This is a genomic window from Alphaproteobacteria bacterium (assembly GCA_030739735.1).
GTDB lineage: Bacteria > Pseudomonadota > Alphaproteobacteria > UBA7887 > UBA7887 > UBA7887.
This window is the reverse complement of sequence record JASLYQ010000027.1, coordinates 1-16095: the sequence shown is the minus strand read 5'-3', so window position 1 is coordinate 16095 and position 16095 is coordinate 1. Positions and strand designations below refer to the sequence as shown.

Here is a 16095-nt window from a genome sequence, read left to right as displayed (position 1 = left end):
GCGTTCTAGGCGCGATAAGAGCATGAAGCAACATAGCAAAGCACGCATACCCTCTTGGGCTTAGACGACCTGGCGCCCGAGCACGAGGACATTCTCGACCGCGACATCAACCTCATGCGCGCGCCCACCCACAGTCCCGAGGCCGCACGCGCCTTCATGGGGTTTGGCATGTTCATCCGCAACACCTCACGCCTCAACGGACGCCTGCGCGAACTGGCCATCCTGCAGGTCGGCTGCCTAGCGCGCACCGACTACGAATGGACGCACCATCTGCGTATCGGTCGTCGCAGCTTAGGATATCGAGCCCACTGTCGAGGAATACAATTACGCCATGGTCGGCGCCAAGACCCTGTTAAACGAGCGCAATTTCGTTCAGGAGGCTCTCGACCGTTAGAGCGCCCACGATGCTCGCCTGATGTGCCAAAACCTTCGGTGCTCGCACGGTATCTTCGCCAACACCCCACAGGACTTCGTCCGCCACGGTTGAGCCTACCTTAGGCATCGTCCTTATCGTCATCGACATCTTTTGCTAGCTCTGTGATGCCTTGAATTTAAAAGTACAGCTTATGGTACGCAGCATATTTTCCGAGTAATAGCTTCGGCAGATCCTCTGTGGTGGTAACTTTGTTTTTCACCAGCACCGCAATCATGTCATCGAGCTCGAGAATGAAAACAATAACGGGCTCCATAAACCATAGTCATCTTAATATTAGTCATATTGTCTCTACCGACGACCTTGCCGGCCGCACGTTGTCAAGTGCAATAGATTTCTCGGTTGGCGAATAGCGCTGCCCTATTCTGCGGCGAGCCGGGCCGGCAGCGCAAATGGTCGGTCATGGCGCAGGCTCGGCACTTTAACACGAGCCTCCGCGACAGCACCGAGATCAATGTTAGCGGCAATGACACCCGGAGTTTCACCACCTTCGGCCAGCACCTCCCCCCAGGGGTCGACGATCAGGCTGTGGCCGTAGGTGCGCCGGCGGCCATAGTGGGTGCCGCATTGAGCCGGCGCGAAAACAAAGCAACCGGTCTCAATGGCGCGGGCACGCAGCAGCACGTGCCAGTGGGCCCGCCCCGTGGGCACAGTGAAGGCGGACGGGATCGCTAGCATACCGGCACCAGCCTGTGCCAGGGCGCGATAGAGGGCGGGAAAACGCAGGTCGTAGCAGACGGTTATGCCAAGCCCACCCCAGGGCGTCTCCGCCAGCACGGCGCGTTCACCATGGGTAAAATTATCGGATTCACGGTAGCTTTCAGCCCCCAGGTTGACATCAAACATATGGATCTTGTCATATTCTGCGACTACCTCCCCAGCATCGTCGAAAAGCAGGGAACGGTTGGCGAGCTTGCCCCCTTTGCGCTCGCTAACGCTACCGACAAGCAGCCAGACACCGGTCTCCCGCGCCACCGCGGCAAAGGCGGCGCGGGCCGGATGGGCGCCGGACTTGCCTGCCTGCTCGCGCGTCTCGCCCGCCCCGGCCATCAGTGGTGCATTCTCGGGCAGTAAGACAAGGCGCGCCTCTTCCTGAGCAGCTTTGCGGATTGCCGCACAAGCCGCTTCGATCGTCGCCGTCATATCCGGCGTCGCGCTGGTCTGAATACAGGCAACGCGCAGGTGATTCGTCATTGGGCAATCCTACGCCAGGCCGAGCGGCCGCGCTATACTGCACGCATGCATATGGAGACCCGGTCAACTTTCGCGTATTATGGTTAGAGATTAGCGATGCTAATGCCGCGTCCAGAGAGACGATGCGCCGGCCGCGCGACCGCCGCCGCCCAGGACCTCACAAATCCTGCCATTCACCTTAAACGGACGCGCCGGGGATTATTTTGGCATCCAAATCATCGACCTGCTGCTGGCGCTATTGAACCTCGGCCTCTGGTCGGCCAGAGCCAGGGTCAGGCGCAAGCGCTATTTTCTCAGCACCACGACAATCAACGGTGATGTCCTCGACTATCTCGCCGACGGACTGGACCCTCCTCAAGGGCTGCCTCACCTCGCACCCAGCAACCACCACCACCCGCATCGTGTGGATACGCGGGAAAGGGCTGCCGTGAGCGCTGCAGAAGGGCATATGGCGGCACGCCTGCGCATCCACGGCCGTGTCCAAGGCGTCTGGTTCCGTGGATGGACGGTGGATCGGGCGCAGGCGCTCGGGCTTTCTGGCTGGGTTCGCAACCGCAGAGACGGCACCGTCGAGGCACTGGTTTCAGGGCCTTCTGATGCAGTCGAGCAAATGATCGCGGCCTGCCACGGCGGCCCGCCCACGGCCCGCGTCGACCTAGTTGAGCACGGACCCGCCGCAGGCCTCAGCGCAGGCGGCTTCACACAGAAGCCGACCGTCTAGACCGCCGTAATTGGGGCAAACGGCATTCATCGCCATCGTACAAGCGGGACAGAAGGTGCATCCGTGGAAACAGATATGTACTTCATCCTGATATAAGATTTAATTTTATATTTCTTGTAAATTATCAGTAAGATACGATAATTTTTTCACATAATAGTATGGCCAAATCTTTGCTCGAATCTTTCCCGTAGACGCATGTCCACATCAGCCATCGTGACGGACAGACCAAGGTCGACCAAGGACGTCACGCCAAATTCATCTAAACCGCAGGGGATGATACCAGCATAGTGATCGAGTTGGGGCTGCACGTTGAGCGAGATGCCATGGAAAGTGACCCAATGGCGCACTCGCACGCCCAGCGCACCGATCTTAGCCTCGCCGCACGACGTCTCGACCCAGATACCGACGCGGCCCTCGCGGCGGAAAGCGAGGACAGAGAAATCGGCCAGGGTGTCGATCAGCCAGCCTTCAAGTTGGCGCACATAGGCGCGCACGTCCGCCTTGCGCCCTGAATCGCGCAGATTCAGCATGACATAGGCCACGCGCTGGCCAGGGCCGTGATAAGTAAAACGGCCGCCTCGGCCAGTATCGAAGACGGGAAAGCGCAGCGGCGCGAGTAGTTCGTCGTCTGTCGCGCTCGTGCCGCGGGTGTAGATCGGTGGATGCTCCACGAGCCAAGCCTGCTCGCCGGCCTCGCCAGCACGGATCGCCGCTACCCGCGCCTCCATCGCCGCCACGGCATCTGGGTAGGCGACCGGCGCCTCGCTGATCGTCCATTCCACTGCCGACATGGCCCGACTGTATCACATGTTGCGCCGTGGCGCCGGATTTGCTACTTCGCAGCCGTCGCGGCCGTGGCGGAACTGGTAGACGCGCAGCGTTGAGGTCGCTGTGGGGGCAACCCCGTGGAAGTTCGAGTCTTCTCGGCCGCACCACCTTCTCTTTGATACGGGCGCCCGGTCATCAAAAAGACCGAGGCCTCGGTCACCAGCCAGGGGAATCGCGCCATGCCCGAGGCACAGAGCCCTGATAGCAACATCACCGTAGCCGAAAGCACTACCACCGTCACGCCTGCCATTCACCCGAATCTCGTGCGTGAAGTCGCCGACGCTCTCGAGGGCGGGCGCCCGGACGCGGCGGCCGAACTGGTCAAGCCGCTGCACGCAGCGGACATCGCCGACCTGATCGAGGCCCTGCGGCCCGACGACCGCTCGCTGCTGCTCGATGCGCTCGGGCCCGCGCTTGAGCCGGAAGCCCTGGCCGACCTCGACGAGCATGTGCGCGACGAGGTGCTGGAGGAGATCGAGCCGGTAGAGATCGCCACTGCCGCGGCCGAGCTCGACACCGACGATGCCGCTTACCTGATCGAGGACCTTGAGGCAAACGAGCGGCAGGCGGTACTCGAAGCCATGCCACAGGCCAGGCGCGAGCGCCTGGAGGCAGCGCTGGCCTATCCCGAGGATAGCGCCGGACGGCTAATGCAGCGCGATTATGTCGCAGTTCCCACCTTCTGGACCGTCGGCCAGGTCATCGACTGGCTGCGCGACACGGACGAGCTGCCGGATGAGTTTTACGAGATCTTCGTGGTCGATCCACGGCACCGGCCGATCGGCACCGTGCCCCTATACCGCGCCATGCGTAACAAGCGCCCGGTATCGATCAACGACATCATGGATCGCGCCCCGCGCCTGATCCCCGTCGATATGGATCAGGAGGAGATCGCGTATCACTTCGACCAATACAATCTCACCTCCGCTGCAGTGGTCTCGACCGACGGCCGCCTGCTCGGCCAGATCACCGTCGACGACGTGGTCGACGTGATCCAGGAGGAGGTGGAGGAGGATATTTACCGCATGGGCGGCGTGACGTCCGAGGGCGACCTATACTTGCCCGCGCTCGCCACAGTGCAACGCCGCTGGATCTGGCTGCTAGTCAACCTAGTAACTGCGGTACTGGCATCACTCACCATCGCCATCTTCGCTGAGACCATAGATCAGCTGGTGGCGCTCGCCATCCTCATGCCGATTGTCGCCTCAATGGGTGGTAATGCGGGCACACAAACGCTAACCGTTGCGGTGCGCGCGTTGGCGACACGTGAGCTGACCGCCGCCAATGCCGGCCGCGCCTTGTGGAAGGAGTGCATAGTCGGCGGCACCAACGGTATCATCTTCGCCGCCATCATGGGGCTCGCCGCCAGCCTCTATTTCGACGACACCGTGCTTGGCACCGTGATCGCTCTGGCCATGATCGTCAATCTCTGGGTCGCGGGCATCGCCGGCATGCTGATCCCACTCGGCCTGTACCGCGCCGGGGTCGACCCCGCTTTGAGCGCGGGAATTTTCCTCACCACCATCACCGACGTAGTCGGCTTTTTCGCCTTTCTCGGCCTCGCCAAGCTTATCCTATTCTGAGCGCACCCCGAATCAAAACTTGGTGACCCCGCATCGTCCGTGCGGGGCGTAGCCCTGTATGGAGACACGGCTGGGGTAGCTTTGGATCGCGCCCCATGAGACCGCCGATGCCATGAGACATGTCATGATGCGCATCTTCTCTCTCCTTTCGTGTAATATGCTTTAGTCCCCTATGGCTTGATTAGAATCTTGCCACCACGACCGGGACGCTCGGCATGCTTGAGGGCATCGGACAGCTCGCTCAAAGGGTAGATGGCTTCAACGGTCACTGCGAGGGTGCCTGCGAGCACCAGGCCGTTGAGGCGGGCGTAGAGCGCCTGCACCTCTTCTGGCGTGCGCGCGCCAAGCGCATGGGGCAGCAGAAAGCCGCGGATGCGGATGTCGTTGAACACCGTCAGAGGCACGGGCACGCGGGAATCCTCGCCGCTCAGTAGACCATAGACGACCACGGTGCCACTCTTCTCCAGACAACCGGCAAGCCGGCCCGTGGCGTCACCGCCGACCGCATCGATGGCGAGCCTGGGCAAGGCGCCGTCCGTGGCTTCGGCGACACGCTGGGCGAGATCGTCGCCATCGACCAGCACAACGTCGGCCCCGGCGTCCGTTAACGCCTCTTCCAAGCCTTCGCGGCGGACCACGTTGAGGGTGCGCACGCCCTTGGTGGCTGCAAGGCGGATAACGTGGTGGCCGACCGCGGAGTTGCCCGCGTTCTGGATCACCCAGTCGCCTTCCGCGAGGTCAACGAAGTCGCTGAGCATGCATTCGGCGGTCGGCGGATTGACCACCAGCATTGCCGCCTGCAGCGGGTCCGCGTCGGCCGGTAGGGTTACCAGCCCGGCCGCCTCAGCATTGAGCTTCTCTCCCCAGATGCCGTTTACACGTGCCAGCATCACGAGATCGCCAACCTGCACATTGCTGACATCCTCTCCCACCGCCTCGACGCGGCCAACGCCTTCGATGCCGGCCCAGAACGGCAGCGTCGGCGCGCTCGGCCCGTAGCCGTACTCGCCACGGATGCGCAGTAGATCGGCCGGGTTGATAGGGCTAGCCAAGACCGCCACCTGGGCCTCGCCCGCCTTGGGCTCTCCAAGCGGCACATCGAACAGAGAGACAACCTCCGCAGGCTCGCCAAAACGCACGACACGGGCTCGTTTCATGATTTTTTCCTTTTTACCGATCAGTGGTCATGGGCTCTCGGGTCGAGGGCATCCTGCAACCCATCGCCGAGGAAGTTGAAGGCGATCACCGTAGCGAAGATCAAGAGCCCGGGATAGACCGCGAGCATGGGCGCCTCGTAAATTTTCTCCTGAGCCACAGTCAGCATGTTTCCCCAGCTCGCAAACGGCGGCTGAATGCCGAGGCCGAGGAAGCTCAGCACCGATTCGAGTAGAATGATATTGCCGACCGACAGCGTTGTCGCGACAATGATCGGCGAGATGGCGTTGGGTAGGATATGCCGCAGCATGATGCGTGGCCCACTCGCTCCCAGGCTCCTCACAGCCAGCACGAAGTCGCGCTCGCGCAAGGTTAGCGCCGCCCCACGTACCAGCCGTGCTACCGTCGTCCATCCGACAAGCGAGATGATGACGACGATGCGATAAAGGCTGATCTCTGGCGATGTCGCGAGGTCAGGCGGCAGGCCGAACTTCGAAAGATCGACCGCCGCAAGCACGATGAGGAGCGGCAGCAGAGGTAGCGCGATGACGCTGTCCGTGAGCCGCATCAACAGCCTGTCGAGCAGGCCACCGTAATAGCCTGCAAGCAGGCCGATCACGGTGCCAATAAGGGCCGAGATCAAGGCCGTCGCCAGACCCGCGACGAGCGAGACGCGCCCGCCATACAACAGGCGCACCAACTCGTCGCGACCGAGCTCGTCGGTGCCGAGTGGATTTGACGCAGAGGGCGCAGCGAAGATATTGAGCAGATCTACCTCGTTGGAATCGACATTCAGGAACGCCTCGACCAGAGGGGCTGCTAGCGTGACCAGCCCGAGCGCAACCAGTACCAGAACGCTCGCAACCGCCGCGCGGTGGCGCAGAAAACGTAGCAGCATGAGCTGCGTTGGTGATAAATACGGTATAATAATATTTTGTGCACGCATCAATAGTGCACTCTTGGATCTAGCCAGGCATAGCATAGGTCTGCCAATAGATTGCTCACCAGCACCATGGCGGTGGCGAACATCAGGCTCACCAGCGCCATGTTGTAGTCGTTGCCTATGATTGAATCGTAAATCAGCTTGCCCATGCCGAGATAGGAGAACATGGCTTCGGTAACCAGCGCGCCGGAGAACAACGTGCCAAAGCTGAGTGCTAGAATCGTCACCACCGGGATCATGGCGTTGCGTAGGGCATGGAGCAGCACCACGCGAGTGGGCGAGGCACCCTTGGCCCGAGCGGTGCGGATATAATCCTGACGCATTATCTCCATCATTGCGGCGCGCACATAGCGCGTTAGCCCGCCGATGCTGGCCACGCTCAAGGCGATGACCGGCAGCACCAGATAGCGTGCCCGGTCGAGTATCCAGGAAAGGCCTTGCGCTTCGCTGCCGATGGTTTCCATACCGCCGGCCGGCAGCCAATTGAGGATCACCGCGAAAACCACGACCAGCATTAGCGCCAGCCAAAAGACCGGCACCGAGATGCCTGCCAAGGCAAGAAAGTTGATTGCGTAATCGCTCGCCGAATGGGGCCTGAGCGCAGAATAAATACCGACCGGAAGCGCGATCGCCAGCGACAGCACGAGCGCGAGGCCCATGAGCAAGCCAGTATTGGCGAGCCTCGGCCCCATCACCTCAAGCACCGGGCGGCCGTGGATACGTGAATAGCCGAAGTCGCGCTCTGCCGCAGCGGTGAGCCAGTTCCAGTAACGTTCGAAGATCGGCTTATCGAGGCCGTAAAGCGCCTTCAGCCGCGCCGCATCCTCAGGCGTTAGATCCGGGTTAGACTGCACCATTATGTCAATAGGATCGCCTGGCATGAGCGCGATCAGAGCATAGATGACGAACGACATCAGAGCCAGCACCAGAACCGATTCGAAAAGTCGAACGACGACGTAGCGGGTCATGCGCCGTCCGCTGTGATATGGCAAGCGACAGCATGGCCACTGTCACCGATCGGTTTCAGCAGAGGCACCTCACTGCGGCAGATATCCCTGGCCAGAGGGCAGCGCGTGTGGAAACGACAGCCCGACGGTGGCGCCAGCGGGCTCGGCACCTCGCCAGCCAAGGCGGTGCCCTGATGGCGCTTGCCCCTCCCCACCTCGGGCACGGCAGCACGCAGGGCCTGAGTGTAGGGATGGCGCGGGGTATCGAGAACCGACGTACACGGGCCGCTCTCCACGATAACACCGAGATACATCACCGCCACCCGGTCGGCGATGAAGTCGACTACCGCCAAGTCGTGGGTGATAAACAGCATGGCGAGCCCGCGGTCGCCGATGAGATCGTGCAACAGGTTGAGTATTTGGCTCTGGATCGAGACATCGAGAGCTGACACCGGCTCGTCGGCGATCAACAATTCCGGTGCCAGCGCCAGCGCGCGAGCGATACCGATGCGCTGGCGCTGGCCACCCGAAAATTCATGCGGAAAACGTTCGCGGTCCTGCGCCGACAGCCCGACGGCCTCAAGCAGCTCGCTGACCCAATCGCGGCGCTCGCCACGATTGCCGAGGCTGTGAATGGCGAACGGCTCGCCGATGATGCCGCCAGCCGTCATGCGCGGATCGAGCGATGCGAAGGGATCCTGAAAGATCATCTGCACAGCGCGGCGAAAGCGGCGCATGGCATCCCGACCAAGCCGCTCAAGCTCAACCCCAGCAAATTGCACGCTGCCGGCGCTCGCCGGATAGAGCCCCGCAAGCACGCGTGCAAGCGTAGTCTTGCCGCAGCCGCTCTCACCAATCACGGCGACGGTCTCACCGCGTGTGATGGCGAGGTCCACGCCATCGACAGCGTGCAAAGCCAGACGCTCACGCCACAGCACGCCCTCGCCGGCGACCCGGAAATGCTTGACTAGGTTGCGGGCCTCGAGCAGCGACTCGCTCATGGCATCTCGGCCACGACGCAGGCCGCGTCGTGCCCCTCTCCGACGCTCACTATCCGCGGCACCCGGTCGAGGCAAGCGCCGGTGGCGCGCGGGCAGCGATCGCGAAAGGCACAGCCCGAGGGCAAGGAGATGGGATCGGGAACGCTGCCGCGGATCGCTGGTAGGTGCTCCCGGCGCTCGCCGATGCTCGGGCGCGTCTCCAACAGGCCCTGGGTGTAAGGATGGCGCGGATCGGAAAAGAGCTGGTTGGCGGGTGCGCGTTCTACCACGCGCCCAGCATACATCACCAGCACCTCGTCGGCGATCTCCGCGACCACGCCGAGATCGTGGCTGATGAACTGGATGGCCATACCGTGCGCCTCCTGCAGCGACAGCATGAGCTCGAGAATTTGTGCCTGCACGGTAACGTCGAGCGCCGTGGTGGGCTCGTCGGCGATCAGCAGGGAGGGCTGGCCGGCAAGCGCCATCGCCACCATGACGCGCTGGCGCATACCACCCGAGAGATGGTGGGGATATTCCCTTGCCCGCTTCATGGGCAGGGGAATGCCGACCTGATCCAGCAGATCGACTGCGCTACGCCAGGCCGCGGCGCGCGGCAGGCTTTCATGCAGAATCAGCACCTCCGCGACCTGCTCGCCGACGCTCAGCACGGGGTTGAGCGCGGTCATCGGCTCCTGGAAGATCATAGCCACCTGCTTGCCGCGCACGCGCCGCATCGTGGCCTCGGAGAGGCGGCGCAGGTCGGTGCCACGCAGCGCGATGTGACCACTATCGATGCGCCCCGGCGGGTCAATCAAACCCAGCACGGCGAGCGCGGCGACGCTCTTGCCGCAGCCGCTCTCACCGACAACGCCAAGTGTGGTGCCCTCGGCGATACGCCACGAGGCGTGCACTACCGCCCGCACCCGCCCGCGCCGTGTCGGAAAGGTGACCGAGAGATCGCGCACGTCAAGCGTCGGCGCATTCGGCGGCAGAGGGCCGAGTACCGCCTCGCGCAGGTCGGACATCAGATTATTCCCCTCCGGCTCGCCACTCCTCGATCCACATGGTCGTAGTGACCAAATGTCCGGTCGGGCGCAAGCCCTCCAGCCAGATCGGCCGTACATAGGGCTCCGCGCGGAAATAGAGCGGCAGCGCCGGCAGATCGCTAGCGTAGAGCGCCTGAAGCTCTGCCCACATCGGCAGACGCGCCGCCGGGTCGAGCTCAATCTCTATGGCATCGATCAGCTCGTTCATACGGTCGCTGCGATAGCCGGGAAAGTTTTGTCCCGACCAGCCGTTGCTCTCCTGCGGAATTTGGTCGGAGCGCAAGGTAGACAGCGGCACCGCCTCCGGCGCACTCAGCCAAGCATACATGGAAAGACCAGGATTGGCGCGCTTGGTCATGGTCTCGCCGAAGAACACCCGCGCCGGTTCGTTGCGAATCACCGCCTCAATGCCGACCTTACGCCATTGGCTTTGCAATACCTGCTGCACCAGCTCGCGCGACTTGTTGCCGGCCGTGGTCATGAGGGGAAAGGTGAGCTTCTCACCCGCCGCATTGCGCCGCACGCCGTCGCCGCCAGAGGTCCAACCAGCTTCATCGAGAAGCGCCGCAGCCCGCTCCCGATCGTAAGCATGGTTGGGCACCGTCTCGCTATAAATGCGATCGAGTGGATTGATGTTAGAATGGGCCACAGGCTGATGTCCGCCGAACAGTTGCTCGCTGAGTAGTTGCCTATCAATCGAGATAATTAGTGCCAAACGTACTGTCGGCTCGGCCAGTATCGGGTTGTCGAGATTAACGTCCAAGTGCTCGTAGATCAGGCCCGGCTTGTAGTCGACGACAAACCCCGCAATCTTGCGTCGCTCGAACGACATGGCTTGATCCACCGAGAAGCCAAGCTCGCCCGCCACATAGTCGATCTCACCCGACAGCAGGTTAGCCTCCAACGCCGCAGTGTTCTCTATCACACGGATGACCACCCGCTTAAAAGCGGGTGGCGGCCCGTACCAAGTCGGGTTCGGCTCCAGCACCACATGCGAGCCAGAGACCACATCCCTTACCCGATAAGGCCCGAAATAGAGCCCGGGGTTCGTCGGGTCAGTGTCGTAGAGCGTGCGATGGCGGTATTCCGCCGGCTCGGCAAAAGGCTCGGCCTCGAGATGGGCGGGCAGCAGGTAGAAGCCGTTCGCCGCGTTGTAGGTATAGGTCAGACGGTCGCCGTGCATGACGAAGGTCTTGTCGTCGATGACTTCGACAGAAAGCGTGCGGCGAAAGCCTTCGAGGCCGGCAAAGCCCGCCATCTCGTTGCGTCCCGCTTTCCAGGTAAAGACCGCATCACCCGAGGTGACCGGCGTGCCGTCTCCCCAGGTGGCGTCGGGGTGGATACGGTAGGTCACGGCTACCCCGGTGCCGCCGTTCTCAAGCTCCTCGCGCTCGGCCATGCCATTCTCGATAGTCGGCAGATCAACGCAGAGCATGCAGACCAAAGTCCAGTCCTGGTCGTAAGTGGTCAGCGGCCGCATGGTGGTGTTGAGTACGTAGGACTTCGCCAACATCGAGTTTATGTGCGGATGCAGCGTGCTGGGAAACTGGGTGATGCCAATAACCAGACTGTCGCGCGCGGCCTGTGCCGGCAGGCTTGCCGCCAGCATCACACCCACTAGAAATGCGCGAGCCAGAGCGCTCAAGCCTCGTCCTCGACCATTCGGGTGAGAAAGTCGAGCCGGTCCTGGCCCCAGAACAGCTCGCCCTTGTATATCCAGGTTGGCGAGCCGAAAACATCCTGAGCGATAGCCTCCTCCGTATTGGCCTCGAAAACAGTGCTTGTCGCATCGCCCTGCGCCGCTGCCAGAAGATCCTCGCCCGCAAGCCCGACAGATTCGGCAATCTGCACGACGGTGCTCTCGTCCGCCAGATCGCGCTCTTCCGCCCAGCATGCACGCAGATATGCAAACGACAGCGCGATGATCTTGTTCTGCACCGTGCCCGCTTCCTGCGCGGCGATCACTATGCGTCCGGCCAGAGTCGGATCGACAGGAAAATGCGCTGGATGCAGATTCAAGGTCATATCGAGGAGGGCGCGCCAGCGACCCAACTCACGCAACCGATTGGCCTGCACCGGTTTCGGCCGCTGGCCAACCGGCTTGGTGCCGTTCAGCTGAAAGACCCGCATGATATCATAAGGCTTGAAGGTAACTGCCAGGCCATTGCGCTCCACTAGCGCTGTAAACCTCGGTCCAGCGAGATAGGTCCAAGGCGAGGAATGCGCCAGAAAGTATTCGATGCGCTCGGCCATGCGTGCCTCCTTACTTTGCGTTTCAATTTCGTGCCGCCAGGCGGCGCTCCTGCGGCAACACCTGCATCACCTGTACCTCGGCCCCGTGCGCGCACGTCGCTTGCCGTCGTAGATGCATTTAGAACATCTTCCCGGACTTCTCGCTCGCCGGCCGCCTGACTTTATGGAACATGGCGAGCGAGCTGTTAGAATTGCGCTACACTAGCCGTCCTGAAGATATTCGGCGTTGACGCAGTTTCTGAGCTTGCCGTTGCACAGGTAGTCCACACAGGTCATCACCGCCTTCTCGCGCAGCTCGCGCAAGGACGTCGGGCTGTAGAAAGCTGCATGCGGTGAGGCCAGAAAGCGGCCCTCAATCCAATCTTCGCGCGCACGCCACGCCCGTATCAGGGGATGATCGGCCGGGACAGGCTCCTCAGGGAAAACATCGAGTCCGAGACCGCCGATAGCGCCCGACTTCAGGCCCTGATAGGCAGCATCGAGATCGATGATGCTGCCGCGCGCGGTGTTGACCAGCACCAGGCCCGGCTTCATGGCAGCGACCGCCTCTGTATTGATGAGCTTTTCCGTCTCGGGGGTCGCCGGCGTGTGGATGGAGGTGAAATCGACCGCACCCAGCAGTTCCGCCAAGCTCTCAGCACGCGTAAAGCCGAGCGCAATCTCCTGGCCATAGGGCACGTAGGGATCGTAGAACAGCACATCCATGCCAAAGCCGCGGGCACGCTGGGCACAGGCCGTACCGATGCGCCCCAGCCCGATAATGCCCATGGTCTTGTCGCGCATGCGCACCTGCAGCGGCGACAGACGATAGTCCCAGCCATTTTCGAGATCGTCGCGCAAGGCCTCGCTGTAGCACACCACGCCGCGCGTGAAAGCGAGCAGCAGCGCCATGGCATGGTCAGCAACCTCGGCAGTACCGTAATCGGGCACGTTGCAGACGCGGACACCGCGCCGGCCCGCCAACGCCACATCAATCAAGTCATAGCCGACACCAAGCCGGCAGATGACCTTGAGATTGGTCGCCTTCTCGAACACCTGCTCATCGATCGGCATACCGATACCGGTAACCATGGCTTGAGCGCTGGCCCACACCGCGTCATCCACATCGCTAGCAGCACGGGCCCCGTAAACCTCAAAATGGACGTCAGGCAACAGTTCCCGCTCGACCGCATTGTCGTCGGTCGAGAGCACATCCGGATAGAGAATGGTCAGATCGCTCATAATGCCAGGCTCTCTCAGTGCGACTGCCGCGGCACGCCGGAGCCGCTTGAACCGCGCAGGAAGTCAAAATCAACGCCCTCGTCGGCTTGCAATACGTGATCCACATACAGCTTGGTGTAGCCGCGATCGGCCAGCGCTGCCGGCGCCGTCCAGGCGGCGCGGCGTGCGGCCAACTCTTCGTCTGAGACATCGAGATGCAGGCGCCGATTCTCAACATCGAGCTCGATCATGTCGCCATCCTTGACTAGGCCGAGCGGACCGCCGATGGCGGATTCTGGGGCCACGTGCAGTACGATGGTGCCGAAGCAGGTGCCGCTCATGCGCGCGTCCGAGATGCGCACCATGTCTTCAATGCCCTTTTCCAGAACGCGCTTGGGCAGCGGCAAGTTGCCCAACTCCGGCATGCCCGGATAGCCGCGCGGGCCGGCATTCTTCAGCACCATGACGCAAGTCTCATCAATATCGGTCTCGGGCAGATCGAGGCGCGCATTGAGGTCGTCGATATCCTCGAAGACCACGGCGCGGCCGCGATGCTGCATCAGCTCTGGCGTCGCCGCCGATTGCTTGAGGACGGCACCGTCAGGGCAGAGATTACCACGCAGTATTGCGGTGCCCGATTCGTTGCTGATAGGCGCGGCGCGCGTCTTGATGACATCCTCGTTGTAATTGCGTGCGTTGCGCACGTTCTCGCCTATCCTGTTGCCGGTTATTGTCAGCGCATCCTCGTGCAAGACCGAGCCTAGCTCCTTCATTACCACTGGCAGGCCGCCGGCGTAATAGAAGTCCTCCATCAGGTATTCACCCGAGGGCTGAAGATTGACCAGAAAGGGAATATCGCGGATTAGCTTGTCGAAATCATCGAGCCGCAATTGCACGCCAAGGCGTCCGGCAATAGCCAACAGGTGCACGATAGCGTTGGTCGAACCACCGATCGCCGCATTGACCTTGATGGCATTCTCGAAGGCGTCGCGAGTAAGGATCTTGGAGATTGTCAGATCTTCGGCAACCATTTCCACAGCCCGACCGCCAGCATATTCGGCCAGCGCATAGCGCCGCGAGTCGACAGCCGGAATGGCGGCGCCACCCGGCGGCTGCAGGCCGAGCGCCTCGGCCATGCTGGCCATGGTCGAGGCCGTACCCATCGTCATGCAATGCCCTGCCGAGCGGCTGAGGCAGGATTCCGCCTCCATATAGTCGTCGATCGACATGCGCCCGGCCCGCAGCTCGTCGGTAAAGCGCCAAACGTCGGTACCAGAGCCGATATCCTTGCCCTGGAATTTGCCGTTCAACATCGGTCCACCGGTGACCACGATAGTCGGTAGGTCGACACTGGAGGCACCCATGATATGAGCCGGCGTGGTCTTGTCGCAGCCGCACAGCAGAACCACCGCATCGAAGGGGTTGGCGCGTAAGCTCTCCTCGACATCCATCGACATGAGATTGCGGAACAGCATTGTGGTCGGCCGCATCACTGTCTCGCCGAGCGACATGGTGGGGAACTCGAGCGGGAAGCCGCCGGCCTTCCAGACACCGCGCTTAACGGCTTCTGCGACACGTCCGAGATGGGCATTGCAGGGGGTCACCTCGGAAGCGGAATTGGCGATACCGATGACCGGCCTGCCTTCGAAATTCTCAGCCGCAAAGCCCTGATTCTTCATCCAAGAGCGATGAATGAACCCATGCATGTCATGTCCGCCGAACCACCCGCTCGAGCGTAGTTTTCTGCCATTACCTGCCATGACCACCTGCTCCCAATTCCCGATGTAATGCTGTGTGCACGGACTCTAATCGCCTGTAATAAACAGGCCGACAGCGTGCGTAAAGCACACGTTGGCCGAGCTCAGCCACCGGCCTTGTCAATCAGCAAATGCACCCGCAGGGCCAGGTGCCACATTAGTGTCTTTGGTAGGTGCCGCTCGAGGGCGATGCCGACGCGAACCGCGGGCCAGGGAAAGCCCCAGGAGCGAAAGCCGCCCGTCATGATGAAGGACAGAGCGCCGAACGGCTCCACCGTCGCAACGGACAGGTCCGTCGCGAATTTCGCCATGGGCTCTGGGCGATCGACCAGCACGGCCTTGGGGATCGTTGCATTGCCGGTCATCGGGTCCTTACCGGCCGGCGCTGCCCAATTCCAGGGGTCGCGCACGTCGGCACAGTTCTCGTGATGCAGATAGCGATAGACGAAGCGCCCAAGCGGGCCGGTCCAGGGCTCAACCAACGCCAAGCGTCCGCCGGGCCTGAGCACACGCGAGGCTTCCGCCAGGACCACCCCGGGCCGCGCTAGGTGATGCAAAGTATCGACGGCAACGATGTTGGCCATACTGCCATCGGCGAAGGGCAGCGCGTGCGCATCGCAAACCACAGCTGTGTCTGGTCCCGCCGCAAGATCGCTTGCCACGAGGCCTGACAAGGCCGGCGTATCAGCGGCGAAAAAGCCGGGTCCGGCGCCGATCTCAAGCGTGCGGCCAGGGCGCAAGTTGCCGCGGAGGCGTGCAAATATTTCCTGGCGGTAGTAGCCGGACAATCCGGTCTTGGCATTCCAGACACGCCTGTACCGGGCCATCCAATCATTGCTATAGGACAAAAGGGTAGCTCACATTCGGAAATTTGTGACCATCGCGGCGGGAATGCCATCGGACAGCAACGGCCTTGCCAGGACCGTCGCACGCTGACACCTTTCTAGCCTTAGTCGGCGATCGAGGATAGAGCGTGCAGAACGACGAGAACACAATCGACAGAGACGATCCGAAAACAACGCTAAAAACCGTGCGACGCCTGGCCATGCGCA

At 61.8% G+C, this 16095-nt stretch carries 15 protein-coding genes and 1 tRNA gene; 4 read left to right on the top strand and 12 right to left on the bottom strand.

The window, feature by feature from the left end:
• Positions 1–114 precede the first annotated feature (114 nt).
• A complete protein-coding gene (locus QF629_11920) occupies positions 115–498 on the top strand; it encodes a carboxymuconolactone decarboxylase family protein (protein ID MDP6014230.1) in 384 nt (127 codons plus the stop codon).
• A gap of 295 nt (positions 499–793) precedes the next feature.
• Here QF629_11920 and QF629_11915 read toward each other — a convergent pair whose 3' ends face one another.
• On the bottom strand, positions 794–1627 hold the full coding sequence (locus QF629_11915; protein ID MDP6014229.1) for a carbon-nitrogen hydrolase family protein: 834 nt from the start codon (positions 1625–1627) through the stop codon (positions 794–796).
• Between the two features lie 448 nt (positions 1628–2075).
• On the opposite strand from QF629_11915, the gene QF629_11910 reads away from it, so the two are divergent.
• On the top strand, positions 2076–2348 hold the full coding sequence (locus QF629_11910) for an acylphosphatase (protein MDP6014228.1): 273 nt from the start codon (positions 2076–2078) through the stop codon (positions 2346–2348).
• Between the two features lie 146 nt (positions 2349–2494).
• On the opposite strand, the gene lipB is transcribed toward QF629_11910, so the two are convergent.
• Positions 2495–3139: a lipoyl(octanoyl) transferase LipB gene (lipB, locus tag QF629_11905; GenBank protein MDP6014227.1), complete on the bottom strand. Its 645-nt coding sequence runs from the start codon at positions 3137–3139 to the stop codon at positions 2495–2497.
• Positions 3140–3196: 57 nt separating this feature from the next.
• On the opposite strand from lipB, the gene QF629_11900 reads away from it, so the two are divergent.
• Together QF629_11900 and mgtE are read left to right on the top strand one after the other, a co-directional pair.
• Positions 3197–3283: transfer RNA gene (locus QF629_11900), tRNA-Leu, on the top strand.
• Positions 3284–3355: 72 nt separating this feature from the next.
• Positions 3356–4759 (top strand): magnesium transporter, encoded by a 1404-nt coding sequence (mgtE, locus tag QF629_11895; protein MDP6014226.1) that lies wholly within the window; start codon positions 3356–3358, stop codon positions 4757–4759.
• 170 nt (positions 4760–4929) lie between these two features.
• On the opposite strand, the gene QF629_11890 is transcribed toward mgtE, so the two are convergent.
• The 10 genes from QF629_11890 to QF629_11845 form a co-directional block, all read right to left on the bottom strand.
• Complete coding sequence (locus tag QF629_11890; protein MDP6014225.1) at positions 4930–5916, bottom strand: zinc-dependent alcohol dehydrogenase family protein; 987 nt, start codon at positions 5914–5916, stop codon at positions 4930–4932.
• 20 nt (positions 5917–5936) lie between these two features.
• Positions 5937–6812, bottom strand: a complete 876-nt coding sequence (locus tag QF629_11885; GenBank protein MDP6014224.1) for an ABC transporter permease — start codon at positions 6810–6812, stop codon at positions 5937–5939.
• 47 nt (positions 6813–6859) lie between these two features.
• On the bottom strand, positions 6860–7825 hold the full coding sequence (locus tag QF629_11880) for an ABC transporter permease (GenBank protein ID MDP6014223.1): 966 nt from the start codon (positions 7823–7825) through the stop codon (positions 6860–6862).
• A complete protein-coding gene (locus QF629_11875) occupies positions 7822–8805 on the bottom strand; it encodes an ATP-binding cassette domain-containing protein (GenBank protein ID MDP6014222.1) in 984 nt (327 codons plus the stop codon). The genes QF629_11880 and QF629_11875 overlap by 4 nt, the downstream gene beginning before the upstream one ends.
• Positions 8802–9812, bottom strand: coding sequence for an ABC transporter ATP-binding protein (locus tag QF629_11870; GenBank protein MDP6014221.1), 1011 nt, complete (start codon positions 9810–9812; stop codon positions 8802–8804). Before QF629_11870 ends, QF629_11875 begins: the two co-directional genes overlap by 4 nt.
• Before the next feature lie 4 nt (positions 9813–9816).
• Positions 9817–11478 (bottom strand): peptide ABC transporter substrate-binding protein, encoded by a 1662-nt coding sequence (locus tag QF629_11865; GenBank protein MDP6014220.1) that lies wholly within the window; start codon positions 11476–11478, stop codon positions 9817–9819.
• Positions 11475–12086, bottom strand: a complete 612-nt coding sequence (locus QF629_11860) for a 2-hydroxychromene-2-carboxylate isomerase (GenBank protein MDP6014219.1) — start codon at positions 12084–12086, stop codon at positions 11475–11477. Before QF629_11860 ends, QF629_11865 begins: the two co-directional genes overlap by 4 nt.
• Positions 12087–12287: 201 nt before the next feature.
• The gene (locus QF629_11855) at positions 12288–13307 is read right to left on the bottom strand and encodes a C-terminal binding protein (GenBank protein ID MDP6014218.1); all 1020 of its coding nucleotides are present in this window, start codon (positions 13305–13307) and stop codon (positions 12288–12290) included.
• Positions 13308–13321: 14 nt separating this feature from the next.
• Positions 13322–15046, bottom strand: a complete 1725-nt coding sequence (locus QF629_11850; GenBank protein ID MDP6014217.1) for an IlvD/Edd family dehydratase — start codon at positions 15044–15046, stop codon at positions 13322–13324.
• Positions 15047–15147: 101 nt separating this feature from the next.
• Positions 15148–15870 carry a methyltransferase domain-containing protein gene (locus QF629_11845; protein MDP6014216.1) on the bottom strand — a complete coding sequence of 241 codons (723 nt, stop codon included), beginning with the start codon at positions 15868–15870 and terminating at the stop codon, positions 15148–15150.
• Positions 15871–16095: the final 225 nt, after the last annotated feature.